Source organism: Candidatus Nitrospira neomarina, from assembly GCF_032051675.1.
Taxonomy (GTDB): Bacteria; Nitrospirota; Nitrospiria; order Nitrospirales; family UBA8639; genus Nitrospira_E; species Nitrospira_E neomarina.
The window spans coordinates 980,015-992,216 of the sequence record NZ_CP116968.1; the positions used below are offsets into that span (position 1 = coordinate 980,015).

General features: G+C 46.3%; 8 protein-coding genes. 4 read left to right on the top strand and 4 right to left on the bottom strand.

The genetic code is table 11. From position 1 onward, the window contains the following. Nucleotide 1: 1 nt before the first annotated feature. The 3 genes from nadC to PQG83_RS04385 are packed head-to-tail and all read right to left on the bottom strand — an operon-like array spanning nt 2 to nt 3,998. Nucleotides 2-910 (bottom strand): carboxylating nicotinate-nucleotide diphosphorylase, encoded by a 909-nt coding sequence (nadC, locus tag PQG83_RS04375; RefSeq protein ID WP_312747220.1) that lies wholly within the window; start codon nt 908-910, stop codon nt 2-4. Further along, nucleotides 910-3,693, bottom strand: a complete 2,784-nt coding sequence (locus tag PQG83_RS04380) for a valine--tRNA ligase (protein ID WP_312747221.1) — start codon at nt 3,691-3,693, stop codon at nt 910-912. Before PQG83_RS04380 ends, nadC begins: the two co-directional genes overlap by 1 nt. A 59-nt stretch (nt 3,694-3,752) precedes the next feature. Further along, entirely contained in the window at nt 3,753-3,998 is a 246-nt protein-coding gene (locus PQG83_RS04385) for a hypothetical protein (RefSeq protein WP_312747222.1), read from the bottom strand. Nucleotides 3,999-4,141: 143 nt separating this feature from the next. On the opposite strand from PQG83_RS04385, the gene PQG83_RS04390 reads away from it, so the two are divergent. From PQG83_RS04390 to PQG83_RS04400, 3 genes are all read left to right on the top strand, one after another. Further along, nucleotides 4,142-4,867 carry an HAD-IA family hydrolase gene (locus PQG83_RS04390; RefSeq protein WP_312747225.1) on the top strand — a complete coding sequence of 242 codons (726 nt, stop codon included), beginning with the start codon at nt 4,142-4,144 and terminating at the stop codon, nt 4,865-4,867. 350 nt (nt 4,868-5,217) lie between these two features. Further along, nucleotides 5,218-7,437, top strand: coding sequence for a histidine kinase N-terminal 7TM domain-containing protein (locus tag PQG83_RS04395; RefSeq protein WP_312747228.1), 2,220 nt, complete (start codon nt 5,218-5,220; stop codon nt 7,435-7,437). Between the two features lie 81 nt (nt 7,438-7,518). Then, nucleotides 7,519-9,819, top strand: coding sequence for a hybrid sensor histidine kinase/response regulator (locus PQG83_RS04400; RefSeq protein WP_312747231.1), 2,301 nt, complete (start codon nt 7,519-7,521; stop codon nt 9,817-9,819). Nucleotides 9,820-9,983: 164 nt separating this feature from the next. Here PQG83_RS04400 and PQG83_RS04405 read toward each other — a convergent pair whose 3' ends face one another. Beyond that, entirely contained in the window at nt 9,984-10,937 is a 954-nt protein-coding gene (locus tag PQG83_RS04405; protein ID WP_312747234.1) for a class I SAM-dependent methyltransferase, read from the bottom strand. Between the two features lie 548 nt (nt 10,938-11,485). On the opposite strand from PQG83_RS04405, the gene PQG83_RS04410 reads away from it, so the two are divergent. After that, entirely contained in the window at nt 11,486-12,202 is a 717-nt protein-coding gene (locus tag PQG83_RS04410) for an A/G-specific adenine glycosylase (RefSeq protein WP_312747237.1), read from the top strand.

Here is a 12,202-nt window from a genome sequence, read left to right on the forward strand (position 1 = left end):
CTCATGATTGGCGCTTTTGAGGACGTCTTTTTGTTCGGAGAGGAACGATCTCCATGGAGAGGTCCATGGATGGGGCGGAATGTGTGAGTGCCCCAATCGAGATGAAATCCGGTCCGGCTTCTGCCATATCTCGAACATTGTCCAAGGTCATACCTCCCGATACTTCCACTAGGGCCTGCTTTTGGATGATGTCAATGGCCTGTCTGACACGATTGGGGGTCATGTTATCCAATAAAAGGACATCGGCTTTTCCCTTCAAGGCCTGTCGGACCTGCGCAATTGTTTCGACTTCCACGCAAATTTGAAGGCCATGCGGGGCATGTTGCCTGGCCCATAAACAAGTCTGGGTGATGTTCATCCGTTGGGATGCCATAACCATCAAGTGATTATCTTTAATGAGAATGCCGTCATGGAGTGAGAAGCGATGATTTTTACCCCCGCCAAGGCGGACGGCCCATTTTTCTAAGGCCCGGAGTCCCGGCGTTGTTTTTCGTGTGTCCACTAAAGCGACTGGAAAATCACGAACAGCCTCACAGAACCGATGGGTGAGCGTGCTAATTCCCGAAAGCCGTTGGAGGAAATTCAGGGCGATTCGTTCGCCTTGAAGGAGCGATTGCGCCTTTCCTTTTATGCTCAGGATAGTGGTTGACGGGCGCACCATGTTTCCATCGCCAGCATGAGTGGTAAGTTCAAGGGTTGAATCGACTGACTGAAAAACTTCCCTGGCAACGGCCACACCTGCCACGATCATGTGGGCTTTTGCGATGATGTCGGCGCGAGCTAATAGAGTTGGTGGAATGAGAAGGGTTGAGGTCAGGTCTCCGTAGGCAAGGTCCTCTTCCAGCGCAGCGCTGATTACGCGCCGGATGGAGAAAAGGGGAGGAGGCGAGGCGAGAGAGGATGCACCCATCAGGTCGTCATCGAAACCAGTTGTTGTTCGGTCATATTCAGAATTCCCAACTCATCGATCAGCTTGGTACGGCGGTCTTCTGATTCCTGAATTACGGAAGGCTCCGCTTTCTGCCTGAATTCAGAAGAGGATAACCGACTGCCAAGGCGCTGCACTTCCTTCTCTTTTTCTCCTATTTGTTTCTGAATTTTTTTGACTACTTCATGAAGGTCAATCTCATTGGGAACCGGGATGCCAATGGTGCTGAAATGACCAGAAGGCAATTGTAATGTACGGAGAGAAGGGATGCCCTGGTCTGTGATGACCGATGAGCGGAGAATTGACTCGATATAGGGCGCAAGAAAGGTCAGAATGGCCGTGTCATTGACCTCGGTGCTCGCTCCATAGATCGAAGGAGTTTGAGCGGAGGAAATATTCAGGAAGGCTCGCCCGGTTCTTGCCGTGTTGACGAACGCTTGGAGAAATAAAAAAGCCTGTTCGGCTTCCGCATTGACCCATTCCGGTTTTGCAGAAGGAAAGGGTTGCGTCATGATTGATGGCCCTTCGTGCGGGAAGGATTGCCATATTTCTTCGGTAATAAATGGCATCACAGGATGTAACAGCCGTTGGATGATTTCAAATGATTCCAAGAGTGTCTGGCGGGTGACCGGCGCGTCAGGATGGGTTTCCTGTTGGAGGCAGGGTTTGGCGAGTTCTATGAACCAATCACAATATTCATGCCAGATGAATTGATAGAGAGCAGAGGCGGCTTGATCAAAGCGATAGTCTTCAAAGGCATTGCTCACTTCACGGATCGTATGGTTCAGTCGGCTGAGAATCCATCGATCTGGAAAAGGGCGGAACTCCGCTGCGAGTGATGACCGCGGTCCGTCCGCATAAAGATGAATAAATCGTGCGGCATTCCAGAGCTTTGTGACAAAATTTCGATATCCTTCAATGCGTTCCTCGGCCAGTTTAATGTCCCGGCCAGGAGAGGCCATTGAGGCCAGGGTAAACCGCAGGGCATCCGTTCCATATTGGCGCATTTTGGTTAGGGGATCAATCACATTTCCTTTGGATTTGCTCATCTTCTGACCCTCCGCGTCTCGAACCAGGGCGTGAATGTACACATCACGGAATGGGACATCCCCAGTAAATTTCAGACCCATCATGATCATTCTGGCAACCCAAAAAAAGAGAATGTCCAGTCCGGTGACTAAGGTTGCTGTTGGGTAAAATGATTTAAAGTCTTCTGTGTCTTCCGGCCAACCGAGGGTAGAAAATGGCCAGAGGGACGATGAAAACCAGGTATCCAATACATCAGGGTCTTGAAAAAGGTCGGTCCCGCCGCATGCTGGACAGGATTGTGGTGGAGTTCTCGAGACAATGGGTTGTGCATCGGGGGTGATAAAGCAGCTCATTGTGATGTCGGAAGGAATCAAATTGTCGCTATGAGTTCCGCGAATCTGGCTAGTTTGGAGGAACTTGTCCTTGTTGCAGGTTCGACAGTACCAGGCGGGAATTTGATGTCCCCACCAGATTTGGCGAGATATGCACCAATCTTTGATCTGGCGCATCCAGCCCAGATAATTGTTTTTCCATCCATCGGGAATAATTCGAATGTTTCCGGTTTCGACCGCTTGGATGGCAGGAATTGCCAAAGGTTGGATTTTGACGAACCATTGGGGTGAAAGATAGGGTTCGACGACAGTTTTACATCGATAACATTTCCCGATGGCCATGGCGTGATCTTCAACCTTTAAGAGAAGTTCTTGTTTCTCCAGAGCTTCTATCACTATGTTGCGGGCTTCCTGGACTGACTTGAGGTTGAGTATGGTTTGAAGTCTGGAGTCTGTTTGAGCTTCCTGAAGTCCTGATGGGCTCATTCGAGCTTGGAAATCGAGTATGGACAGGCGCGGAAGACCGTGTCGCTCGCCGGCTTCAAAGTCATTAAAGTCATGTGCAGGTGTAATTTTGACGGCTCCGGTTCCAAATTCCCGGTCAACTAATATTGGATCAGCTAAAATGGGAATGGTTCGTGTCGTCAACGGGACGCGAACTTCTTTGCCAATATACTGCTGATAGCGAGGGTCCTCAGGGTGGACAGCCACTGCGGTATCTCCCAGAACGGTCTCGGGTCTGGTGGTGGCCACCAGGAGGAATTGGGTTGGTTCGTCAGCGAGGAAATACTGAATGTGATAAAGCTTTCCCTTAATTGGTTCGTGCTCGACTTCAATGTCGGACAGGGCTGTCAGGCAGCGCGGGCACCAATTTATTAAACGTTCGCCTCGATAAATAAGTCCTTCCTCGTACAGACGAACAAACACCTCTCGAACAGCCCGGGAAAGTCCTTCGTCCATGGTAAACCGAAGACGAGACCAATCGCAGGAGGCTCCTAACTGTTTTAATTGTTCGAGAATAGTATCTCCCGATTGGTGTCTCCACTTCCAGACCCGGTCGATGAAGGCCAAGCGCCCGACGTGCTCTCGTGACTGACCTTCCTGCGCGAGTTGCCGCTCGACTACATTTTGGGTCGCAATCCCTGCATGGTCTGTCCCGGGAACCCAAAGAGTCTTTAGTCCCTGCATACGTCGCCATCGAACGATAATGTCCTGGATGGTCGTATTGAGGGCATGGCCGATGTGGAGTGATCCGGTGACATTGGGCGGAGGAATGACCAGGCAAAATGATTGAGATTGGTTTCCGAGGTCAGGCTGGAAGAGATTGTGCTCCATCCAATAGGACCCCCACCTCTGCTCGACTTCATGAGGATTGTAGGTTTTTTCTAACTGTGACGATGACATACTGTTGTTGATAGGGTGTTGGGAATTGGCAAAAAAAGTCTTCGATGTTATCACGGGCCCTACAGGCCCGCAATACGACCTCTTGTTCCTCCTATGATGCCTGTGGTAAAAACAAATCCTATTAAAATTCTTAAAATTTTCAATTTACTCAGGAGAATAACCCATGCCACGTGGTCGGCAAAAAGATCGTGATCTGCGAAGAAAACATCGAAAAAACCAACAGCGGGTAAAAGGTTTAGAAGTGGCCCGGCGCGAAAAGGGCAAAAAGAAATAAGAACCGGTTTTTTTGAGACCGTGGTCTTCATTCCATAGAGCCTCATTTCTCTTCTTGAATTTCTATCCTTATGATTTTCGTTTGATCGAACGAACCTACAAGGTTTTTTGGGGGCAGAGGATAGGAGGTCATCGGCCCCTACCCCCATAATCCTCTTCTCTCCTCATTTATTGTATGAGTTCCTCCCCCATAAAAGTCATTTTTTTTGATGCCGTAGGGACTTTGTTTGATGTGAAGGGATCGGTAGGGGAGGTCTATTTAACGTATGCCAAAAAATACGGGGTCCCAGACACCGAACACACCCAACATGCATTGAATGCCGCATTCAAGCAAACCATGAAAGACATGCCTCTTCCGATTTTCTCGGTGGAGCGGCCGGAAAAACTCAAACAGTGCGAGCGGTTGTGGTGGTTTGATGTTGTGCATGCCGTTTTTTATCGAGTGGGGATGTTCGAAGGATTTGACGACTTTTTTGAGGAGGTATTCGAGGCGTTTGGGAAACCTATCCATTGGGAGCTGTTTCCTGAAACACTCGAAACATTAGCTGAATTGAAGGGGCAAGGCTTTGAACTCGGAATTATTTCCAATTTTGATAGTCGGTTTTTTCAGGTTTCGCGTGGGCTTGGTCTCAGCACGTTTTTTGATTCTGTGACCATTTCCAGTTTGGTCGGGTCTGCCAAGCCAGCCAAAAATATTTTTGCTCATGCCCTCAATGAACATATGGTGATCCCTCAAGAAGCACTTCATGTGGGAGATCATCCTATTGAGGATTTCCAGGGGGCTCAACAGGCTGGTCTCCATGCCGTGTTGATTGATCGTTCAGCAAATAACCTTCCTCATCATCAGCAGACCCTTTCAAATTTGATTCAACTGTCTTCCTACGACCTCTTGCACCTCTAAAAGCCCACCCGGCATTCAAATTTTTTACAACCTTCCCGAGTGCGAAATGAAAGCCATGTGCCCCCTGCCTTTCCCTAACCAACGGGTAAGTAAGAGGGTGAATTCTGAAAGGCCGAATGGCGGCCAGTAGTCAGGCACCAAGATCGCAAGGCCATCTTTCACGATACCAAAGAGCCTAAGAAGTCCGAAGACAATCAAAATGGGAAAACTTGACCATTTTGGCCATTCAGGTTACGGTTCATAATCAAAGTAAACCCCTTCTAGGCTGGTGCGGCCTTTTTTGACATGATGAACTTTTTCCAAGTGTGGAATCCGTAAGTTAATACTCCTTCGTCAAAAACACGAAGCCCGTGGAATTCTTTGCCATCAGTGGATTGTTGAATGGGTTGGCCGCTAGCGGATTGGCGTCCTTTGTCTACTTCCGCGCTCCAAAGGATCCCAGGCATTGGACCTTTGGGTTATTTGGAATCGCCACTGCCTTATGGAGTTTTGGTTATTTTGCCTGGCAAATAGCGGATTCCGAGTTTTTTGCCCTCCTCAATCTTCGCATATTAATGGCAGGGGCTATCTTTATTCCCATTACATTTCTGCATCATGTTTTGTATTTACTTAAGAAAGAGAAGATTTATCATACCACCATTAAATGGAATTACCTTGTGGGAGGGGTATTCCTTCTTGCCGATTTCACACCTTTCTTTATTCAAGGTGTTCGCCAAATTTCCGTATTTCCGTTTTGGGGTGTGCCTGGCCTGGTCTTTCATTTTTGTCTGATTTGGTGGATCGGTCTTGTAATCTTTGCCCATCTTCTTCTTATTCAAGCCTTTGCCAAGGAAAGGGGATTGCGTCGAAGGCAATTTTTGTATCTCCTCATAGGCTCTGCAATCGGATACATAGGTGGGGCTACTAATTATCCCTTGTGGTATGGGATTGAAATATTACCCTACGGGACTATTGGCTTTGCCGTATATATTTCAATCGTAGCCTATACCTTGTTGCGATTTCACTGGTTGGAATTTTCAGTGTATGTTGAAAAAGGATTGTCCTATTTTGCTATTTTATTGTTTGTCTCACAACCAGTGTATCCGATGCTGCTACTGGCCCAGAAATCCCTCCTGGGTGCCATTAATGTCCGGTTTTCCGTCGTGCAACTTGTGCTCCATCTCATGACGGTTGTGGGTGTTTATCAGATGAAAGTGGGAACGAAGGGGGCGGTCGCGAGAACCATACTCAAGGGCCGGGAATTGAGGACTCAAGCTCTCTCCAGATTTTCTTCAAAAGTCGCTAGCATGCATAATATTCAGGATTTGGGCCAGGCGATTCTAGAAACGGTTGGAAGGAGTGCTGGAGCATCGAAGGCCGCAATCTTTGTTTTGCAAGTTGAAGAAAATCGGTATAGGGCCGTTTCAAATTTCGGATTTTCTCCTGATCATCCTGTTATCCAGAATGGATGGGCTATCTCCGATAATCTGCCACAATTATTACTATTTACGCAGGCAAAAGTCTCCATTGGGGAATTAAAAGGGTTAGATTCCAATGAAGGCGAGAGCCGTATGGCCGAAATATTAGAAGATGCCGGATTAGAGCTGTTCTATCCGATCTTTGGGAATAACCAATTATTAGGTGTTTTGGCGCTTGGCCCTACATCGAGTGAAGCTGTTCGGATGATGGGTGGAAAAACATTTTGGAATACAATTATTCAGGAATCTGCCTTAGCTTTAGAAAATGCTATTTTGCGCGAAGAAATTCACCGGTCCCAAAATTTGCTTTGCCAAGTGGATCGACTGCGGTCGCTTGAGGCCATGGCCAATGGATTGACTCAGGAACTTCATAGTCCATTAGTCTCGATTAAAGCTTTTGTTCAAGTAGCTGAAATGCGACGGCATGACGGGGAATTTATGGATAGGCTTCATCGTATAGTCGGAGAAGATCTTGCGAAGATAGAAGCCCTAACAAAAGAGATCAGGGAATATGTCAAGCCCTTATCGGGATCATTAAATGCAAAAGCCCATATCCACGATATCATTGATTCCTGTCTTTTGTTTGTAGCGAGCAATCCTTCTTACCATAAGACGATGATTGAGAAGATATTTAGTCCAGATGTTCCAATGGTCTCTGTAGATCGCCAAGGGCTCATGCAGGCCATTTTCAATGGCCTGTTATTTCTCTTAAAGGACCCCTCGCATTTGTCTGGAACTTTGCGAATAGAAACAGAAGCTGATCGACAGGTTTTTGGGCAAAAATGGCTTCAAGTTTCGGTGTGGTGGAAAGCTGAAAAAACATCAATGGATTCTAAGCTGGTTTCAATAGAGGAGTGGGACTTTGATAATTGCTTCATTGATGAACCTGACCCTTCCGCCACGCAAGGATTAATCCTTGCACATCAAATTATTCAACGTCATTCTGGACGTCTTCAGCTTTTGACCAATGAGCGTGGCATTCTTGGATTTCAAATCCAACTGCCCGTCAGTCTACCCCATGGCAATGAGTATTCCCTGACTTCTTTTCGTAACCCCGCCATTCCTCTTGAGCAGGTGAAGGTAACCCCAGACGCTGGCCATCCTTTTTCGTAGAAAGAATTGGTAGAATCCTGGAGGTTGGGTGCTGACTCCCTCCGAGTCAGGTCGGTAGTTGAATTGCGTCATTCTTCCTCTATGAATAGCTTCTCTCAAAATGAGCGTTCTGTCTTTGACCACGTACCACTGGTTGTTTATCAGTGCACTCAACAGGGGATTGATCGGAATTTTGAGTTTGTGAGTCCGTACGTTTATTCATTGCTAAGCCTAACTCCTGAGCAACTCTCCCAAGATTCTAAAGCGTTTTTTTGTCGGATTCATCCGGACGATCGGAATCTGTTTTTGAGAGCTTGGGAGAAGCACACCCAATTGCCTGTCACTATTCGGTTAGAATATCGGATGCTCGGTCAAGGAAATCGAGTGGTTTGGGTTCAAGAAAATAGTGTGATGTCTCAGGGAAGCGTCGAAAATGAAATGATCTGTCACGGGGCGTTAATCGAGATCTCTGATCACCAACATATCAGAGAGGAATTGCAGCGATGGGACCGGGAGCTTCAATCTTTGACCGGTAATCTTCCCGATATAATTGGACGCTTTGATCGTAAGAACCGTGTGATGTATTTAAATCGGTGGTGGGATAGCGTTGACCCAGTTCCCCCAGAAAAATATTTGGGGAAACAACTCATTGAGTTAGGGGTCTCTCAAAAGGTCGCAGGTGTGTTTGAAGAGAAAATTCAATCGGTTTGTAAAAAGGGGACATCAGAATCCCTCGAGATTTCCCATCCTACTGGAAAAGGACTGAAAAATTTTGAAATACGATTTTGTCCGGAGCCTACTATCGGTGGACAAATTTTAACCGTCTTGTTGATCTGTCGTGATGTGACAGACGTTCGAATGGCTGAGTTAGCTTTCAAAGACAGTGATGAAAAATTTCGCCAACTGGCCGAAACGGTGGATAGTGTGTTTTGGATCTGGGATGTAGACCTACAGCAAATAGTTTATGTGAGTCCTGCTTATCAACGACTTTGGGGTGGGGATCCTCAAAAGCTCATGAATAATCCCTTTGATTGGTTGAGCATCGTTTTTCAGGAAGATCAGGCCAAGGTGGAAAATTTGTTTTTAAAGAGAATTGATGCGAAAGGCCTGGATATTGAATATCGAATCGTCACTGGTCACCATGAGCTACGCTGGATCCACAACCGAACCTTTCCGGTGAAGGATTCATCAGGGAGAATTCATCGGATCATTGGGATAGCTCAGGATGTGACGGAAAGAAAGAAATGGGAGGAAGAGCGGTTGAAGGGGGCAAAGCTCGAATCACTTGGGCTCTTGGCCGGAGGACTTGCCCATGACTTCAATAATCTGCTCACAGCTATTTTAGGCCAACTGTCATTGGCGAAATATACCCTGGACTCATCCAACCCGTTATTTACTCGGATTTCTGAGGCCGAACATGCCTCTTTGAGAGCACAAGATATTGCGAGGCAACTCCTGACTTTTTCTAAGGGCGGGGCCCCGGTAAAAAAGACTGTTTCCTTAAAAGAGATCTTGTATGAGAATGTCCGGTTGGTGCTCGCGGGCTCGAATGTCCGTCCAATCTTTAACATTTCCGATGAATTGTGGCCGGTCACAATTGATGCAGGCCAAATTTGCCAGGTGATTCATAATCTTGTGATCAATGCGAGGCAGGCGATGGAGGAGGGAGGGGAATGTATCATTCAAGCTCACAATGTTACAGGAGATGGGGTTGAACTATCGGGTTTGGGAGCAATGAGTTCGCATGCTCAGGATTGGATTGAAATCCGCTTCATTGACAATGGGATTGGAATTTCAAAGGACAATCTAGAAAAAATATTTGATCCCTATTTTACGACCAAGTCCACAGGGTCAGGGTTAGGACTTGCGACGTCTTATTCCATTGTGAGGAATCATGGCGGATTGTTGGCTGTGAAGTCCGCACTCGGTGAAGGTAGTACTTTTTCTTTATTTTTACCCGCTACTCCCATTCAAGAAATGTCTCCAGAATTGCCGGAGCGGAGCGTGAAAGTGGGACAAGGCAAAATTCTGATCATGGATGATGAAATCCAAATACGAAAGGTTCTTGGTGAGATGGTGGAAACCTGTGGTTACAGCTACCAAGCAGCCAAAGACGGAGACGAAGCCTTGAGGAATTTTTGTGAGGCAAGAGAAATGGGTTCCCCATTTTCAGCCGTCATCCTTGATCTAACCATACCTGGCGGGCTAGGAGGAAAGGAAGTCATCAGCCGGCTCTTAACTATAGACCCCCAAGTCAAAGCTATTGTGGTAAGTGGTTATTCGAATGACCCTGTCCTTGCCAATTATCAGGAATATGGTTTCAAGGGTAGAGTAGCCAAGCCTTTTAACCTTGTGGATCTCAGTGTGGTCCTTCATTCCGTTTTAGAGAAGACGACATCATAAGGTTTGGCCAAGGTGGGTGCCTTGGCATTTGCATAAATGTTCGTTAAGAACGGGGGAATCCTCTTGGTGACGGATTCCCCCATTTTCTATTTCTATGACCACTGTCCCTGAAAATACCATGCTCCCGGGCGATGTGAATAGGAGGGATGGCCTTTCATTTCTGGTTAATTCTTTGTGATTACCAAAAATAGGTTGACCCCTTCCGGTTCTTGTTCAATACGGATTTGATTCTCAGTAAACCCGCATTCCTGGGCAAGCCTTCGAAGGTGCATTTGGCTTCGATGAAATAAATCCCATTTAAAAAGTTCCATATAGCCGCGACTGGGATTCTCAGTGGTGAAATTCCCAATCACCATTTTTCCATGTGGTTTGAGAAGAGTAAAAAATCTTTTTAAGGTTCGCTTGAAGATATTGTCATTGAAATAATCAAATAATCCCGCCGACCAAATCAGATGGTAGGTTTTGGTCGGTGAAAAACGAAACACGTTTTTGTGCGTAAATTGAATATGAGAAAGAAAGTCACGGCAAAGATCCTTGGCATAGTCGATGGCATGTGCGTCCTGATCCACGCAATCAATCTCGAGTTTGGATGTCCCAAGAACCTTAAGAGCTTCATACATATCACGCCCAGGGCCGGAGGCTAAGTTGAGGATATGACTGGTTGATGGAGTTTCCATTTTGGTTTTCCATAATTGGTCCAGGAAGAAAGACAATCGGTTTCTGACTGCCTTAGGTGCTTTTTGGGTATGAAAAAACTCGTCCCACTTAGATAGATGAGGGTACGAGGATGTGTCGTAATTGTAAATTTTTTCAATAATTTGGTAATCGCCTGCATAACCTAACGGTTTATGGTACGCCCAACCCTGAATGGTTGCAGGTGAAAGGGCTTCTCCAAAAGCTGCTCGAATCAACCCTAATTGATCAGCGGAAAAGATCTTGTGTATATTTTCTCGGGAAAACTGTTGAAGGAGTGTATTCAGCAAAGGATAATCTGTTAGGTTTGGTCCTCCTTTTTTTGAGAATCCGGAAATGAGTTCAGCCGTGCTTTGGACAAGTTTTTGAATCTCTGTGGCTCCATTTGGATAAAATTGGGAAAGTGGGATAGTGTGTGGGAGCATAAGAAACCTCCTGTTTGTTGTTAGGGAGAAATATAATGTTGAACCTTGAACATATCCCTACACGTCAAAGACGGTGGGGACTGGAAGGCACGGAATGAAAATGGGAAAAAAATGTGAACGGAAAAATATCTTGATGTTCCCCTGAGAGGGGGCAGGGGAGGGGCAGTTCCTGGTCCGGAATTCGTCCGCATAGTAGGACAAAGGCCCGGGATTCCTGAAGGTTGACCGCTAAGAAAGATTTTGTGAAATCATAGGATCTCGTCTATTCCCTCAGTTTTTCAAACAGTAGGAACATGTGGATGGGGGGACACATGAAAAGGAACAAAACGGTCCTGCTTAGTGTGCGGGACAATACCCGATCTTAGAGACCCCTGTCTAGAAAATTTATGTAGCGGTTTCATGGAATCTCATGCAATAGATTAAATTTTGTGGGCTGTTTGGAAAAAGTGATGTTTTGGTTTAATTTCTAATTCTTGAGAATGTACTGCGAATGTGGTGAAGTCCTATCCTGTTTTGGCTAGGATCAAAACTTAACAAAATTCTGTTTGATGGCGAAGATAATAAAACCTCAGAGTAAAAAAAAATCCGGGCCTCATGCTAAGGCTATTCAGGGAATTCCAAAATCTAAAAAAACACAATTTCAGAAACGCCTCCTGACCTGGTATGGGGAATTCGGGCGGGATCTCCCATGGCGGAGAACCAGTGATCCGTATAAAATTCTGGTTTCTGAGGTCATGTTGCAACAGACACAGGTGGATCGGGTTATACCGAAGTTCCATGAATTTCTTGGGAAATATCCCACTCTGCAGGATCTAGCGGTCGCGCATCCTGATGATATTCGCAGGACGTGGTATCCCCTCGGGTACAATATTCGACCATACCGTCTTCATGGCATTGCCTGTGAGACGATTGAGCGTTATGGCGGAATAATTCCCAGTAAGGCAGACGAGCTGCTTTCTCTAAAGGGCATTGGTCGTTATACCGCAGGAGCCATCAGATCATTCGCGTTTAATAAAGATGCGCCAATTCTAGACACTAACGTGATGCGGGTATTGCACCGGATATTTATTGGGAAAGGGGAGGCCAAAAAGCAGAAGACCGAGTTATGGGTTCTCTCTGAAACACTAATTCCCAGAGGCAAAGGGTATGATTTTAATCAGGCGTTAATGGATTTTGGGGCTATGATGTGTACGGCCAGAAAACCCACGTGTTTATTGTGTCCAATGAGGAATATTTGTCTCACCGTTTCTTCGGACGAAAGGTAG